The organism is Desulfovibrio sp. GTC20076 (assembly GCF_055385905.1).
In genome coordinates, this window is sequence record NZ_AP039366.1 from 427,501 (window position 1) to 444,062 (window position 16,562).

11 protein-coding genes and 2 rRNA genes (1 of these 13 running past the window's edge) are annotated in these 16,562 nt (G+C 56.6%); 4 read left to right on the top strand and 9 right to left on the bottom strand.

The genetic code is table 11. The features are described from left to right. Both ACZ495_RS01960 and rrf read left to right on the top strand, forming a co-directional pair. Window positions 1–2,699, top strand: a 23S ribosomal RNA gene (locus tag ACZ495_RS01960); it begins 234 nt to the left of the window's first position. A gap of 45 nt (window positions 2,700–2,744) precedes the next feature. Next, window positions 2,745–2,859: ribosomal RNA gene (gene rrf / locus ACZ495_RS01965) — 5S ribosomal RNA — on the top strand. A 506-nt stretch (window positions 2,860–3,365) separates the two neighbouring features. Here the strand turns inward: rrf and ACZ495_RS01970 are convergent. From ACZ495_RS01970 to ACZ495_RS02010, 9 genes are all read right to left on the bottom strand, one after another. Next, window positions 3,366–4,934, bottom strand: coding sequence for an APC family permease (locus ACZ495_RS01970; RefSeq protein ID WP_012625313.1), 1,569 nt, complete (start codon window positions 4,932–4,934; stop codon window positions 3,366–3,368). Window positions 4,935–5,114: 180 nt separating this feature from the next. Continuing rightward, window positions 5,115–6,122 (bottom strand): proline racemase family protein, encoded by a 1,008-nt coding sequence (locus ACZ495_RS01975; RefSeq protein WP_012625312.1) that lies wholly within the window; start codon window positions 6,120–6,122, stop codon window positions 5,115–5,117. Window positions 6,123–6,193: 71 nt separating this feature from the next. Continuing rightward, window positions 6,194–7,696 (bottom strand): aldehyde dehydrogenase, encoded by a 1,503-nt coding sequence (locus ACZ495_RS01980; RefSeq protein ID WP_464262531.1) that lies wholly within the window; start codon window positions 7,694–7,696, stop codon window positions 6,194–6,196. 182 nt (window positions 7,697–7,878) lie between these two features. Continuing rightward, window positions 7,879–9,267: an FAD-dependent oxidoreductase gene (locus ACZ495_RS01985; RefSeq protein WP_464262532.1), complete on the bottom strand. Its 1,389-nt coding sequence runs from the start codon at window positions 9,265–9,267 to the stop codon at window positions 7,879–7,881. Then, a complete protein-coding gene (locus ACZ495_RS01990; protein ID WP_296986615.1) occupies window positions 9,260–9,568 on the bottom strand; it encodes a (2Fe-2S)-binding protein in 309 nt (102 codons plus the stop codon). Before ACZ495_RS01990 ends, ACZ495_RS01985 begins: the two co-directional genes overlap by 8 nt. Window positions 9,569–9,579: 11 nt before the next feature. Then, the gene (locus ACZ495_RS01995) at window positions 9,580–10,785 is read right to left on the bottom strand and encodes an NAD(P)/FAD-dependent oxidoreductase (RefSeq protein ID WP_464262533.1); all 1,206 of its coding nucleotides are present in this window, start codon (window positions 10,783–10,785) and stop codon (window positions 9,580–9,582) included. A 74-nt stretch (window positions 10,786–10,859) separates the two neighbouring features. Beyond that, window positions 10,860–11,747: a dihydrodipicolinate synthase family protein gene (locus ACZ495_RS02000; protein WP_464262534.1), complete on the bottom strand. Its 888-nt coding sequence runs from the start codon at window positions 11,745–11,747 to the stop codon at window positions 10,860–10,862. 185 nt (window positions 11,748–11,932) lie between these two features. After that, entirely contained in the window at window positions 11,933–13,243 is a 1,311-nt protein-coding gene (gene uhpC / locus ACZ495_RS02005) for an MFS transporter family glucose-6-phosphate receptor UhpC (protein ID WP_464262535.1), read from the bottom strand. Window positions 13,244–13,278: 35 nt separating this feature from the next. Continuing rightward, the gene (locus ACZ495_RS02010) at window positions 13,279–14,073 is read right to left on the bottom strand and encodes an inositol monophosphatase family protein (protein ID WP_394027272.1); all 795 of its coding nucleotides are present in this window, start codon (window positions 14,071–14,073) and stop codon (window positions 13,279–13,281) included. A 369-nt stretch (window positions 14,074–14,442) separates the two neighbouring features. Here ACZ495_RS02010 and ACZ495_RS02015 point away from each other — a divergent pair, with 369 nt between their 5' ends. Both ACZ495_RS02015 and ACZ495_RS02020 read left to right on the top strand, forming a co-directional pair. After that, window positions 14,443–15,522 carry a PAS domain-containing protein gene (locus ACZ495_RS02015; RefSeq protein ID WP_464262536.1) on the top strand — a complete coding sequence of 360 codons (1,080 nt, stop codon included), beginning with the start codon at window positions 14,443–14,445 and terminating at the stop codon, window positions 15,520–15,522. A 63-nt stretch (window positions 15,523–15,585) separates the two neighbouring features. Further along, on the top strand, window positions 15,586–16,551 hold the full coding sequence (locus ACZ495_RS02020; RefSeq protein ID WP_464262882.1) for a sigma-54 interaction domain-containing protein: 966 nt from the start codon (window positions 15,586–15,588) through the stop codon (window positions 16,549–16,551). Window positions 16,552–16,562 lie beyond the last annotated feature (11 nt).

The window sequence follows — 16,562 nt, forward strand, 5'->3', positions numbered from 1 at the left end:
GACTCCCTCAGTAGCGGCGAGCGAAGGGGGAATAGCCCAAACCGTCAGGATTCGTCCTGTCGGGGTTGTAGGGCCGGCATACGTGATTCATGACTAGGCAGGGGAAGGAAGCTGGAAAGCTTCGCCAGAGCGGGTGACAGCCCCGTACCCGAACCCGAAAGTGACACAGCCGGTACCTGAGTACCGCGAGGCACGTGAAACCTCGTGGGAATCTGGGAGGACCATCTTCCAAGGCTAAGTACTAACCGTCGACCGATAGTGCACCAGTACCGTGAGGGAAAGGTGAAAAGAACCCCTGTCAGGGGAGTGAAATAGAATCTGAAACCTGATGCTTACAAGCTGTGGGAGCCTCCTTGAGGGGTGACCACGTGCCTTTTGCATAATGAGTCAGCGAGTTAATCTGTACTGCAAGGTTAAGCGTAAGTGGAGCCGTAGCGAAAGCGAGTCTGATAAGGGCGTTTAGTAGTGCGGATTAGACCCGAAACCGGGTGATCTATCCATGAGCAGGTTGAAGCAAGGGTAAAGCCTTGTGGAGGACCGAACCCTTAACGGCTGAAAACGTTTGGGATGACTTGTGGATAGGGGTGAAAGGCCAATCAAACCCGGTGATAGCTGGTTCTCCCCGAAATATATTGAGGTATAGCCTCATGGATTGTCTACCGGAGGTAAAGCACTGACAGAGCTAGGGGTCCTACCAGATTACCAAACTCTTTCAAACTCAGAATGCCGGCTAGATGTACCATGGGAGTCAGACAGTGGGTGCTAAGGTCCATTGTCGAGAGGGTAAGAGCCCAGATCAACAGCTAAGGTCTCCAAATCTATGCTCAGTGGTTAAGGTGGTGACGTTGTAGAGACACCCAGGACGTTGGCTTAGAAGCAGCCATCGTTTAAAGAAAGCGTAATAGCTCACTGGTCTAATGACGTTGCGCCGAAAATGTAACGGGGCTAAGCATAGTACCGAAGCTTTGAATTCCGCGTATGCGGTCTGGTAGGGGAGCGTTCTTCACGGGCAGAAGGGGTGTCGTAAGGCTACCTGGACTGTGGAGAAGTGATTATGCTGACATGAGTAACGATAAAACGGGTGAAAAACCCGTTCGCCGTAAACCCAAGGTTTCCTGGGTAAAGGTAATCTTCCCAGGGTTAGTCGGTCCCTAAGGCGAGGCTGAAAGGCGTAGTCGATGGGAAACGTGTTAATATTCACGTACTTGTATGTTCGCGCGATGGAGGGACGCAGGAAGGTAGACGGTCCGGGTGTTGGATTACCCGGTGCAAGCAGGTAGGCGTGAGGTGTAGGCAAATCCGCACTTCTTTACGCTGAGACGCGAGTCCGTGACCGTAAGGTCTGAAGCCGTTGAGCCTCTACTGCCTAGAAAAGCTCCTAAGTATAGTGCATGCAAACCGTACCGAAAACCAACTCAGGTGGGTGGGATGAATAATCCAAGGCGCTCGAGAGAACTCTGGCCAAGGAACTCGGCAAAATAACCCCGTACCTTCGGAAGAAGGGGTGCTCCTTCGGGTGAAATTGATTCACTTAATGAGCCTGAGGGAGCCGCAGTGAAATGGTGGTGGCGACTGTTTACTAAAAACATAGGTCTGTGCGAAGTCCTAAAGACGACGTATACGGACTGACGCCTGCCCGGTGCCGGAAGGTTAAAAGGAGGGGTCAGCGCAAGCGAAGCTCCGAATTGAAGCCCCGGTAAACGGCGGCCGTAACTATAACGGTCCTAAGGTAGCGAAATTCCTTGTCGGGTAAGTTCCGACCTGCACGAATGGCGTAACGATCTCCACACTGTCTCGGCCAGAGACTCGGTGAAATTGAAGTCGCGGTGAAAATGCCGTGTACCCGCAGAAAGACGGAAAGACCCTGTGCACCTTTACTATAGCTTGACATTGGGATTTGGAACTGCATGTGTAGGATAGGTGGGAGACTGTGAACCCTGTACGCTAGTATGGGGGGAGTCATTGTTGAAATACCACCCTTGTTTTTTCAGGTCCCTAACCCTCAGCCGTCATCCGGCGAGGGAACAGTGTCTGGTGGGTAGTTTGACTGGGGCGGTCGCCTCCTAAATTGTAACGGAGGCATGCAAAGGTTCCCTCAGGCTGATTGGAAACCAGCCGTCGAGTGCAAACGCATAAGGGAGCTTGACTGCAAGAGAGACATCTCGAGCAGGTACGAAAGTAGGTGTTAGTGATCCGGTGGTCCCGAATGGAAGGGCCATCGCTCATTGGATAAAAGGTACGCCGGGGATAACAGGCTGATCGCATCCAAGAGTTCACATCGACGATGCGGTTTGGCACCTCGATGTCGGCTCATCACATCCTGGGGCTGAAGCAGGTCCCAAGGGTACGGCTGTTCGCCGTTTAAAGTGGTACGCGAGCTGGGTTTAAAACGTCGTGAGACAGTTTGGTCCCTATCTTCTGTGGGCGCTGGAGAATTGAAAGGGCCTGTCCCTAGTACGAGAGGACCGGGATGGACGCACCCCTGGTGGACCTGTTGTCGTGCCAACGGCACAGCAGGGTAGCTATGTGCGGAAGGGATAACCGCTGAAAGCATCTAAGCGGGAAGCCTGCCTTAAGATAAGTTCTCCCAGGAGCAATCCCTGAAGGGCCGAGGTAGACTACCTCGTTGATAGGCTGGAGGTGGAAGCGTTGCGAGACGCGGAGCTGACCAGTACTAATAGCCCGTGCGGCTTGTTTTGAAAAAAACTCCTTCCTTCCCTGTCAATTATATATTTGACAACTTTGTTGGTAGCCATGGAGGAGAGGGTACACCCAATCCCATTCCGAACTTGGAAGTTAAGCTCTCCATCGCCGATGATACTGCATAACGTCATGTGGGAAAGTAGGCCGCTGCCAACATCTTTTAAAGCTCCCCGCTGCATCTCGCGCGGGGAGCTTTGCTGTTTTGTCCCTGGTATCATCCGCTGCCCCTGCCCCTGCCCGTATGCTGCATGGCCTGCTGCCCCGGCCTGCGGGACTGCATGGCCATTCTGCAATCCTTTTGCGCGGCCAGGGCAGCTTCATGCGGGATCCCCGCTGCCCGCAGCACCGCGCTTTCAGGGCCAAGGCCTGCCACGGGCCGCGCCCCAAGATCTTTAAAAAGCCCTTCGCTGCTCAGGCGCCAAGGGCTTTTGCGGTTTATGGCTGTAGAATCTGTTTTTGCGGAAAGATGACCCGGCGTGCAGGATGCATGGACATTCTGCAATCATTTTGCATGGTTGGGAAATAAGGGAGAGTTAAGGGGAGAAGTTCCGGCTCTGCCTGGTGGAGTCAGCGCCTGCCAATAGAATTGGGATTCATAGGTACGTGCCGGTGCTCTGCAACACCGACACATACGGTTTAGGGGGAGTGTATGGGGACGCAGCCTAGTCGGCGTCAGGGGCTTCTGTGATGTTGGCCGTAGGCAAGCAGGTTTTCATGGCCCAGTAGTAGCAGACCAGAGATACAACTGCCATGGCGATGACATCCCATGGTGAGGTGAGAACGCCCTTGCCGCCGAATGAACCAAGATATGAGATGATAAGAGTGAGGACATAGTAGCCCACAAGCCAAAGCGCTGAACGGATTTGCTGCTGCAGGCTCACGTGCTCGGAGGGTACTTTTTTTCCGGCAAGGATGTAGCAGAAAAAAAGCACTATTTCGATAGGATACAGCCAGCAGATAACGCTCCATCCAGACCAGTATACAATGAGTGAAGCGATGATGAAGGTCAGGGGCGATATGATTTTCAGACCGCGCACCCTGAAGGGGCGCGGCAGGTCAGGAGCATTGATGCGCAGGGCGCCGCACGCAATGGGGGCAAGGGCGTAGCTCAGGCAGAGGGCGCCCGAAACCACGTTGATCAGCTCTTTCCACGAAGGAAAGGGCATGGTCCAGAAAATTGAGAGGCCAAGGGTCAGCCACAGCGCCGGGCGCGGAATGCCGGATTTTTTATCCACTGCTGAAAAACGGTTGAAAAATGTACCGCTGCGCGACCACGCATATATGACACGCGGCGTGGCAACCATATAGATATTCCCTGTTCCTGCGGGTGAAATGACCGCATCGGCCACAACGAGTATGCCAAGCCAGCCGAGGCCCAGGAGAAGGGCAATATCATGATATGGCAGAGAAAACTTGGCGGCTATGCTTCCCCATCCATCTGCGAGCATGTCCGGAGGAATGCTGCCGAGAAAGACCAGTTGCAGAACAATATAGATGACTGTGGAAAGCACAATGGACAGCAAGAGGGCAATGGGAATGGTGCGTTGCGGGTTTTTGACTTCGCTGGCTACAGAAACAACCGGGGTAAGCCCCAGATAGGCAAATATGACACCGCCCGCAGTGACCGCCATTTGCACTCCGTGGCTCCCGAAGGGGGCAAAGCCGTGGGCGGTCAGGTTTTCCGGTTGAAAATAATACATCAGCACAATCATGACCAGGGCAGGGACAATAAACTTGAAAAGACTGATGATGTTATTGGCAATGGCGAATGATTTTACCCCTTTGTAGTTGATTACAAAAAAGAGTACCGTCAGTAGAAGCTGCGCGATCCAGCCGGCCATTGTGGGGGTGCCGGTTGCATCGGCTGTGAGCCAGGGCAGCCACGCTGCGGCGTACTGGCGCGCGGCCACCACTTCAATGGCAATAAGGCTTGAGAAGGCGATAACGGTCAGTGACGCAAGCAGATAACCGACAAGTTCGCCATGGGAAAAAACAGGAAAGCGTATAATGCCTCCGGCCTTTGGCAGAGCCGCCCCCAGCTCGCAATAGACCAGGCCCAGAAAGAATACTGTGATACCGCCAATGACCCACGAAATAATACCCGCGGGTCCCGCGTATTGCGCCACATAGCTTGCACCGAACAGCCAGCCGGACCCGAAGATGGCTCCCAGGGCCACAAAGGTCAGGTCTGTGGTATTCAGTTCCTTTTTGAATTTACCTTGCTCTGTCATGAGATTCTCCTCCTGAAAGCGTAGAGGGCCTGAAGCCGGAGCATGTCCGCCTTGGAAAAGGCTTCATGTTTCCGGGCTACACACTTGTGCAACATGCTGTGAAACGGCGTGACTCCAGAAAAAGCAGCGGTCTTCAATGAAATGGCATGGAAACGCACGGTATCTTACTGGCGGCAAAGCCTAGTCCAGCCGGAATCCGTGCTTGAGAGCGTCACCCGGGTCAATGACAAACTGGTGAAAGCCTGTGAGGTAGGCCGTGCCACTGACTTCGGGTATGCCGCCCTTGCACGGGCCGACAGTGGCTGGCTCCACAATTCTGGCTGTAAACTGTGTGCCGATGACGCTTTCGTGTATAAATTCCTGGTTCAGCTCCAGGTCACCCTTGGCAAAAAGCGAGGCAACACGGGCAGAGGTTCCCGTTCCGCAGGGGGAACGATCAAGGGAATCAGGCAAAAATACCACGGTATTACGATAGGTGGCTTTGGGATCATCCGGCCGGGTGTAGAACATCACGTGCGTAATGATATTGATGAATGGTTTTTCGGGATGCTTGAAGTCCACGGCCTTGCGTACTGCACCACCAAAAGCCTGAGCGGCTTTTTCAATGGCCGCGCGGTGTCCGGAGCGCAGATCCAGACCGGAAAAATACTTCGCATCGGCAATGGCATAGGTATTGCCGCCGTAGGCTACGTCATAGGGAACTTCACCTGTGCCGGGAACTTCCACGGTGCCTGAACAGAAGAGAAAGGACGGCACATTGCGAAAGGTTACACGAAGCACCTTGCCGTCCCTGATTTCAGCCCTGGTGCGTACAAGGCCTGCTGGTGTGTCTATATTGACGTTGCACACATCACCTTCAGGGGGGATCGCGCCGGTTTCGAGCATGGCGGTGACGCAGCCGATGGTGCTGTGCCCGCACATGGGCATGAGTCCTCCGGCATCAATAAACAGTATGCCCATGTGGGCTTCCGGATTGCAGGGGGGCACCCATATCGTGCCCGACATATTGCTGTGTCCCCGCGGCTCAAGCATAAGAGAGCCGATAAGCCGGTCGAGGTGCTTACTGGCGTAAGCCATTTTTTCCTGCATGCTGTTTCCCGCTATGGCGGGGCACCCGGCAACCACGTTGCGCGTGGGGTTGCCGGCCGTGTGCGTATCGATAGTCTGGATCATTTGGGATAGGTTCATGGCGTCTTCCTCGTTGCTGAAAGCCGGGCCGCCCCGTTTTTGGACGGAACGGCCCGCAGGCAGGTATGCGACTATCTGTCCAGGTTGATGAAAATGGTCTTCTGTTCGGTATACTGGTCGTGCGACTCGCGTCCCTTGTCCTTGCCGCCGAAACCGGAAAGCCTGTACCCGCCGAAAGGCGTGCTGTTATCGCCCTCGCTGAAGCAGTTGACGGAAACGGTGCCGGCCTTGAGGGCGCTTGCAAAGGTGTGCGCCTTGGTCAGTGATTCGGTAAAAATGGAAGCGTGCAGGCCGTAGCAGGTGTCGTTGGCCAGGGCCAGAGCGTCCTCGTCAGACGAAGCCGTAAGAATGGCCGTGACCGGACCGAATATTTCCTCACGCACTATGGTGGCATCACGGCTCACGTTGTCGAAAATGGTAGGCTCTATGAAAAGCCCGCTGCCGATGTCGGCCGCCTTGCCGCCTGTGACGATGCGCCCGCCTTCGGCCTTGCCTTTATCGATGTAGCCCATAACGCTCTTGAACTGCTGCTCGCTGACAATGGAGCCGAGCGCATTGGCAGGATCAAGCGGGTTGCCCATTTTCCACTGGCTCAGTGCGGCCAGAAAAGCCTCAAGAAAGGGGTCTTTCTTATTTTCGGGTACAATAATGCGCGAGTTGGCAGTGCAGTTTTCGCCCATGTTCCAGAATGCGGCCGAGCAGGCATGTTCCGCGGCATGCGTGAGGTCGGTAACGTCTTCAAGCAGCACAAAGGGGCTTTTGCCGCCCAGTTCCAGCACCACGCGCTTGAGGTTGCTTTCGGCGGAATACTGCAGAAAGCGGCGACCCACTTCGGTAGAACCGGTAAAGGAGAGCACGTCCACATCCATATGGCGCCCCAACGCTTCACCCACAAGACCGCCAGGGCCAGGCAGAACCTGAAGTACACCTTCGGGAATGCCCGCTTCGGCGGCCAGCTCTGCCAGCCGCAAGGTAGAGAGGGTGGTTACGCTGGCGGGTTTGATGATGACGCTATTGCCTTCTGAAAGAGCAGGTCCGAGTTTCCAGCCAACCATTTGCAACGGAAAGTTCCAGGGCAGCACGCAGGCCACCACACCTGCAGGCTCGCGCACGACAAGCCCGCGTTTGAAGTCGCCGGAAGGCGAAATGCTGCCATATTGCTTGTCTGTGTATTCCGCATGCCATTCGAGGCATTCGATGGTTTCAGGCAGATCGGTGCACAGGTTTTCGCGAATGGGCTTACCGCTGTCCAGGCTTTCCAGTACAGCCAGTTCAACCATGTGTTTTTCCATCAGGCTGCAAAGTCTGAGGAATATTTTTTTGCGCTCGGTGGGGTGCATTTTTGACCATACGCCGGACTCAAAGGTCTTTCTGGCTACGGCCACGGCCCTGTCCACATCCTCTTTGCCGCAGCTTGCGATGTGTGCCAGTTCCTTGCCTGTGGCCGGATTGCCGGTAACAAAGGTTTTGCCCGAAGCCGCAGGCACAAATTTGCCGTTGATAAAGGCGAGAGTCGGATAGTGCAGTTGAGAGGCCAGATTTTCGTATTCCTGGCAAGTTAGGAATTTCGACACGTGGGTTCCTCCTGTTGAAGAAGTGTCTGATACCGGGGCCTGTACCGCAGCGGGAATGCGGGTGCCGTTTTATTCATTGTTATTCACCAGATTGTGCTGCTGAAAATGCTGGTTCCTTCAAGCAGCTTGCCGGATGAGGTTCCGCTCCGGCCTGATGCAGCAGCCTTTTCCTGTCAACATATTCAACTGGGATCCGGGGGGATGGTCATGTCAGCCAGTTGTGCCAGGCTCAGAGGAAAAAGCGGAGGCTGCGCCGTATATTGCGGCAAGGCATCAAGGGGCAACCCCTGGGTATGGGCAATCATTTCAGCCACAGCCTGACCGCACATGCGCCCCTGGCATGGTCCCATGCCGGGCCGCGCCTGAGCTTTGAGACCGTCCGGAGAATAACAGCCCTGGCTGATCGCCTGCCGCAATGTCTGGCCGGTAAGATTTTCGCACCGGCATACCACGGCCTCGTCCGCAGGTTGCAGCATGGCGGGAGTGGGAGCGAAGTACTCATCAAGAAAAGGCTGTAATGCCCGGCAACGTTTGAGCACCCGCAGGTGGGGCGCGGCATGGCGGTCACGCCGGAGCATATCCAGCCGTCCAAGCTCGCGGCATATGTCCAGTCCCGCCAGGTGCCCTTCGGCCCGCGCGGCCACGGCCCCGCGCACTCCGGCCACGTCTCCGGCGGTACGCAGGCCCGGCACACTGGTCTGTCCCCATACGTCGGCATCGGTGTGCCAGTAGCGCTGGCGCTGGTCCCAGGTATGGCGGCATCGCGCCAGCCGGGTGATGCGGCTTTCTGAAATGACGCCTTCATGCAGCAGCACCGTGGCGGCAGCGAGCCGCTTTTTTTTGCCGCCCAGGGACGTAAAGTTTACCGCAAGCTCTTCCGGCCCTGTTTCAATGATGGAAATGTCGCGTACGCCCAACAGACATTTTTGTTTGAAAAATGTCTGGGCGGCCATGCTCATGCCGTGCAGGAAGTAGCCGGGCCGGGCCAGCGCCCCCGCTGCATGACGCATGGCTCGGGCCATGTTGCCGAGCCTGCCGGTAAAAAGCACTCCCGCCACAGGGACCTTGAAGTGATGCATATGAACGGCCGCCTGAAGAACAAGCGGGCCGTTGCCGCACAGAACCACAGGTCCCTGCGGCACAAGCGAGTTGGATTTAAGCAGGATATCCGATGCTCCGGAGCCTATAACTCCGGGCAATGTCCAGCCGGGCAGGGGAACAGGCCGTTCCATGGCTCCTGCAGCAAGCACGACCTGGCGGGCCAGCAGGCAGTGACTACGCCCATCCACGCTGACATACACGCGGTCGGCAGCCACGTCCCATACGTTGGCGCAAGGGGTGAACACCGCACCGCAGTTCTGAAATCCCTGAAGCAGCGGCAGCCCGGCGCTGTAATCCGCGCCAAGCTTTCCAGACAGCGCCGAGGAACCGATACTCTTGTATATCTGCCCTCCGGCTTCGGACTGACGGTCAAGCACGAGAGTGAGCAGGCCCCTGCTGGCGGTTTCTATGGCGGCGGCCATGCCTGCCGGTCCGGCCCCGACGATGATGACATCCCACACGCTACGCATGGTCCGCCTCCTTGGCGAAATCCGGCGAACCGTCCTGGCGGCTCACCCGCATGCCTTCGGCCACGGTGATGAGACAGGCCTGTTGATCCGGCACACCGTTGATGGTCATGAGGCATTCAAAGCACACGCCCATATGGCAATAGGAGCCGCGCCTGTTCCCTTCGTGGTCTGTGCGCGTCCAGCCGTGCGACGGGCCAAGTACCGCCGCGGCCACACTGATGCCCTTTTCGACCTCAAGGGCCTGCCCTTCAAAATAGATGGTCACCTGCCTGTCCGCAGGAGGGGTCACTTTGACAAACATGCTCGTTCTCCTCAGGCGGAAGCCGTTTCTGGAGTATGGGCCGCAGGGTTAAGCCCGAACCTGTCAAGACTCATGTTGCTTATGTCCATAAACGGGGACTGTCCGCGCACCATTTCCGCAATGAGCCTGCCGGTGATAAGGGAAAGCCCTATGCCGTTGCCCTCATGGCCTGTCGCCACGAAAAGGCCTTTGATATGGGTGGGCGATATAATGGGTTTGGCATCCGGAGTGCAGGGCCGAAGGCCCGCATAGCAGCGGATGAGGCGCGTTTGGGCCAGAGAGGGATAAAAATGACGGGCGCGCTGGGCAATGGCGCGCATGACTGCGGGGTTGGGGCGGATGTCCATCCCCACATAGCGGCGGCTGCTGCCCAGCAGGACAGTTCCGGCATGGGAAGGCTCAAGTACAAAAGCCACGCCGAACTGCTCCATTTCAGGGGTGATGGTGTCCCTGGTTTTTCCGCTTTTTGCCAGCAGATAGCCGTATTCAGCGTAGTTTTTGCCCACCAGATTACGAACCCGTTCGGTGACCAGCACATGACCCTGCCGGGGGCGGACGGGAACGGCGAGACCAGCCATATGGGCAAGGCCGGGCGTCCAGACGCCCGCCGCAAGGACGACATTGGCCGCGTATATACGCCCTTTGTCCGTTTCCACGGCGGTAATGCGGCCTTTTTCCATCTGCAGCCCGGTGACCCGGGTTCCGGTCATGAGTACCGCTCCGTTGCCCCTGGCATGCATGGCAAGGCCCTGGCAAAGACGCATGGGGTTAAGCTTGCAGTCGCCATTGAAATTCAGGCAGGCCAGGATGCTGTCGCCGATATTTGGCTCGTGGTGGCGAAGCTCGTTTCTGTCCCACAGGGTCACGTCTATGCCTTCTTTTTTCTTGCCTTCGTAGTTGGCGCGCACGGCTTCAAGGTCGCGCTCATCATCAACCAGCAGGCCAAGCCCTTCGGGGCAAAATTCAAAATCTACGGGTAGAAAATTTGCGGCATCATGAAACATGTCCTGCCCGCACTTGCAGAACCGGCTGTATGCGCCTGGCGGCGTGTCATAGGTGACCACATGACCATCGCAACGGCGGCTGGAACCCCAGGCGAATTCGCCGCGTTCAACAAGGGCGACATCCACCCCGTCCATGGCAAGATAGCAGGCCACAGCCGTACCGACGGCACCCCCGCCAATGACAACGGCACCGGCCGCATGTTTGCTGCTCATGGCAGTTTCTCCTGTTCCTCGTTGCATGAAAACATGTACGGGAGGCGGCCTGTGGCCGCCTCCCGGTATATGGGTCAGCTAAAATCCGCCTGTTTGAGCACCTGTTCAAGCTCAAGGCGCACACCTTCTGAAATGGGCTGGCGGGGCATACGCAGCCTGCCGCTGCCGAAACCCTTGAGCGCCAGGGCGTGCTTGACTACCTGCCAAAGTTCCCCGGTATCTTCCAGCAGACGCAGCAGGGGCAGCATCTGGCGGTACACCTGCCGGGCTTCGTCAAGTTTGCCTTTGTTGACGATGAGGTCATAAAGCCTGACGCACATGGCCGGGGCGATATTGGCCAGAACGCAAACCCATGCTCTGGCCCCCATGACAAAACTTTCATACGCCAGGCTTTCGCAGCCGCAGAAAACCACCAGGCGGTCGCCCACTTCGTCCACAGACCGGGTCAGGCGCATGATGTCGCCACTGGATTCCTTGAGAAAGCCCATATTGGGCAGCTGGGCGCACTTGCCCAGCGTTTCGGGCGACACGGCCACGCCGCAACTGCCGGGATTGTTGTAGACCATGACCGGAAGGGGGCTTTTACCGGAAATGTATTTATAGAATTCGTATACTTCGTGCTGGCTCGGATGGACGCCGGGCGGAGGGAGGATCATGACGCCCGCCGCGCCGATGGAGCCGGCATGTTCCGACAGGTCGACAGAAACGTCTACATTGGGGGAAATGGCCCCCACGATCACCGGCACCTTGCCGTCTACCTCTTTCATGACAAATTCGGCAACCTGTTTGCGCTCCTGTGTGGAAAGCGCCGGCCATTCTCCGGTGGCCCCCACGGGCATGATGCCGTGCACGCCGGATTGGAGCAGCCATTGGACGTGCTTGGATATGGCGCTGTAATCAATGCTGCCGTCGTTGTTGAAATGGGTTACCGTAACAGCGAAAATACCGTGAATACTGTTCATGAAACCTCCGTCAAAATGCTTTGCATTGTTTCCGGCAAATGGGTTGCCGACAATTTATTTTTGTCTCTGGTTAGAAATCGTGATTTCTGTTGCCGCATCGTCATGTTGCAACAAGATACAGGGCAGCTTTTTATGCTGTCGGCACTGCGACGCGGCCGAGCCAGAGTGCGCGGGCCAGCCCTTTGCTATTTCTTGCCGCCGATAATGGGGATGATGAGCACCGCTGAGAGTAGTGAGGCTGCAGTCATCACAATGAAAAACCCGTTCCAGCTGGCTGATTCTATGATCATTGCCAGTGGCAAGCCCGTGAGCGCCGCGCCCATGTAGCCGAAAAGCCCCACAAAGCCAGTGGCTGTGCCCGCGTATTCCTTGTGGCAGACTTCAGCGGCAGCCATGCCCGTGAGCATCTGGGGACCGAAAATGAAAAATCCTATGAGAAAGAAAACCGTACCCAGCGCCAGCTTTGAAGTCAGGGGCAGCAGCCAGAGAGCGCCCACCGACAACATGATGCCCAGCATGAAAATAATGTTCATAGGTATGCGGTTGCCCTTGAAAAGCTTGTCCGAACCCCAGCCCGCGGCAATGGTTCCGATAAAACCGCCTATTTCAAGCATGGTGATGGCGCTGTTGGCTACAAGCAGGTCAACCCCGTGTTCCTTCACCAGGTACATGTTGGCCCAGTCATTGACGCCAATGCGCACCACATAAACAAGCACATATGAGACTGCCAGCAGCCAGATGAACTTGTTGGTGAACACGTAGCGTCGCAGTACCTGCCAGGTTGTGAGCGAGTTTTCGCTTTTTTTCACCTGCTCCAGTTCCAGTTGATCCTTACGCCATTCTCCCACTCTGGGCAGGCCCATTGATTCCGGCCGGTCTCGCAGTATGATGCAAAGAATAATGCCTACAAAGATGCCGACGATCCCCGGCACGATCATGCCGTAGCGCCAGCCATAGTGGATAGCCAGCCAGCCTGCCAGCAGGGGAATAATGGCGCCACCCACGTTGTGCGAGGTGTTACATATGGCCCACCAGAAGCCCCGCTCGTTGCGCGAGTACCATGTGGTGAGAATCTTGGTACAGGGGGGCCAGCCCCAGCCCTGAAAAAAGGCATTGAGGCCCCACAGCAAAGCCAGGGCAGGCAGCGAAGAGCTCATGCCAAAGGCGATATTGATGAAGCCCGTGATGATAAGTCCGACGCCCATGAAGTAGCGCGGATTGGATTTGTCGCTGATAATGCCACCCAGAAAGCGGGACGAACCGTAGACGATATAGAAGATGGTGCTCAGGATGCCCACATCGGAAAGTTGCCAGTCAAGGTCTTTGAGCATGGCCGGCATGATGGACTTGTAGCTGTTGCGCGTAAAATAAAATACGGCGTATCCAAGCCAGATTGACGCCATGAGGTGCAGTCGCCAATAATTGTAGTCTCTGTTGATCTCTTCAGTGTTCTTTGTAACCGGACGCGGAGGTGATGCTTTAAAAAAATCTAACATGGCGTGTGCTCGTAGTGTGACAGGTGAGCCATCGGCTAGCGGTTTTTCTCTATTTCACGCAGAACCTGTTGGTGCAGCCTTTTATCGCCGCTGGCGAGCACCTGCATTCCCGAGTGCATGGTCAGCGGCCTGCCGTCCCAGTCAGACATGACGCCGCCGGCTCCTTCCACAATGGGTACAAGGGCACAGTAATCCACTTCCCGCATGATGCCGCTGTCAAAGCACAGGTCTATTTTGCCTGCGGCAAGGCTCATGTAACCGTAACAGGCCCCGCCGTAGACGCGCCACTTGGTCGCTGCCACCAGGCGCTGGTAGGCTGCCCTGTCAGTATCAAAAACAAACTCTGTATTGCTTGAGGCTGCCAGAGCAGCAGGCAGGTCGGTCTGTGGGCGGGTGCGGATGGGCAGGCCGTTGACTGTGGACTGACGCCCCTGCACTCCCACCCATCGCTCAGCCATGACCGGCATTTCCACGACGCCGAGCACCGGCACGCCGTTGCGGCAGAGGGCTATAAGTGTACCGTAAAACGGATAGCCCGCGATGAATTGCCTGGTTCCGTCTATGGGGTCGATAACCCATACAAATTCTGCTGTGGCCGCATCGGCTCCATATTCTTCGCCAAGCATGCCGTGATCGGGAAAGGCTCCGGAAACAAGCGAGCGTATCTCGCGCTCCACCCGTTCATCGGTTTCCGTCACGGGGCTGGCGTCGCTTTTTGTTTTGAATCCATAGGCCCCGCACAAATACTTTTGCCTGTGTTCTGTCAGTATCCGGCGTGAAATGTCTGCGGCACGCATGGCCACATCCAGAAAAGCGTCATACTCGTGCATCAGTTTCTCCGATGTTTGAGGTTGCAGGCAGCGCACGTACCCTCAAGAAATGCCGTACCAGACCTCCGTGCTGTTGTGCTGCTACCCCGCAGAAGAAACGGCAGACTCGGAACATGTCCGGTTGTGATACTGAAGTGCTCACAAATTTGAAAACGGTTGCCTTCATGCGTTACGCAGCATTCTTTTAAAAGATTCCGGGATGGAGGGTTGCAAAAATTCTGCCAGTGCATCTAGGTGGTGCAATTGAGGCAAATAACCGCATAAAAGCTTGTGTTGCACAAAAAAACCACGATTGGTAAAATATGTAGCAACTGTAGCGCAACGCTACAGTGGTGTGCCTTTTTGCTACAGACAGAGAAGGAGTATGGCATGAAGTGTCTTTCGTCCGGCGTTTCACCACAAAATCCTGTGTATCAGCAGACCATTCATGATGCCTGGAAGGATTTTATTGATGGTGGTGAAATCCGCGGGCGCATACCGGAGCATATTCTGGACGGATGGCTGCTCAGCAGAAAGGCCCGCATTGATCCCTTGCGCGTTCTCGAAGTGCCGGTGCTTGAACGCCAGCCGTTCAGGGAACTGTGCGACCGGTCCGCTGCATTGCTTACAGCGGCGGCTCCGGTTCTGGATATGCTTGACGCATGCATCAGCGGGACAGGGCATATGGCCATATTGACTGCTTCTTCCGGGCACATTCTTGCCACCGTGGGCGACAAGGACCTGCTGGATGTGGCCCGCGCCCAGTACAATATGCCCGGAGCAGACAGGAACATCGACAAGGTAGGGGCTTCGGCCATCGGCATGGCGTTGCGCCGTTGCAGCCCGGTGCAGATTTACGGATATGAGCATTACAGTGCGGCGCTGCACTCATGGCGCTGCGCCTCGGCCCCCATTCTTGCCGATGCTTCAGGCGTGCAGGCGGTCTTGACCATTTCCGGCAATATTGCCAGCCCTGAAATACAGGCGCTGGCGCTGGTGACCACATTCGCCAACTATATCGGCATGCGGGTGCGCCAGCAGAATATTGAAGTGAGCGGCCAGAGGCTTGAAGCCCTGTTGCGCAATGCGCACGAATCACTGAGCTATCCTTTGCTGGTACTGAACGGCAGCGGGGGGATTACCCATGCCAATACACACGCTGCCAGGCTGTTTACCCGCAACGGGCCGGATCTGCCGGGCAGAGATGCGGCCTCACTGGTAAGCACCGCTGATGCCGGGCGTTTGCGGCGGGCAATTTTTACGCAGCGTGAAGGGCGTGATACCCTGACCTTTCTTACAGACCAGGGGCCGCAGCGCATTGCCTGTACGTTTACCCCTGTGGAGATGAGCGAAGGGGAGCCGGTGGGCATGGCCCTGGCCCTGAAACCCGTACCATCCGGGGCGACAGGGGATGGCATGTCCTTTCGTGAGCAAGGCCGAAGAGAGGGGGGAGCAGCCGCAGCCCCGTGACATGGCAGCCATGCGGCCCGTGAGGCTGCATCCACGTACGCCGCCAGGCACCGGTTTACGGATATTCTCGGCTCAAGCCCCGCGTTGCGGAGAGCTGTGGATTTCGCCAGCCGCGCTGCCCGCATGGCTTCGCGGATCGTCATCTGCGGCGAGAGCGGTACGGGCAAGGAGCTTTTTGCCCAGGCTATACACAATGCCGGTCCTGCGGCGGCGGGACCGTTTGTGGGCATTTCATGCGCGGCCATCCCCAATGATCTTATTGAGGCGGAACTGTTCGGCTATGAGGAAGGAGCCTTTACCGGCGCGAAAAAGGGCGGCAGAAAAGGCAAGCTGGAGGCGGCCAACGGCGGCACGCTGCTTCTGGATGAAGTGAACAGCCTGCCTTTGGCGGTACAGGCCAAATTTTTACGGGTATTGCAGGAGATGTCGTTTACTCCCCTTGGCAGCAATCGGCCTGTGCAGCTGGATATGCGCGTGATTGCGGCGGGTAACACCAGCCTTGCCGATGCCGTGCGCGAGGGAAGTTTTCGGTCTGACCTGTATTATCGGCTCAATGTGGTGGAAATAGACCTGCCCCCTCTGCGCAAACGTCCCGGTGATGTGGAGATGCTGGCAAATCTTTTCTGGCGCAGGCTTTGCGCGGGGGCGGGCATGCCGCGCATGATCATAGAACCAGCTGTCATGAACGCGCTCAAGGCGTATTCCTGGCCGGGCAATGTGCGCGAACTGCAGAACGTGTGCGAGCGGGCCTGGGTGCTTTCGGATGGAACATCCATACGTTCTGAAAGCCTGCCCCGGCATGTGCTCGGTTGCCATGCTGCTGCCGTTCCGGCTGGCCTGTCAGGCAGTGTTGCCACCGAGGCGCCGGAGGCAAGAGCGGCCTCGATGGATGACCTGTGTGAGAGCCTGGTGCGTAAAACCCTTGAAACTTCAGGGGGCAATGTAAGCAAGGCTGCGGAGGCGCTGGGCATAGCCAGAACCACACTGTACCGCAAAATGCGCAAATACGGACTTTACCGAAAAGACTGACAGATAAAGCG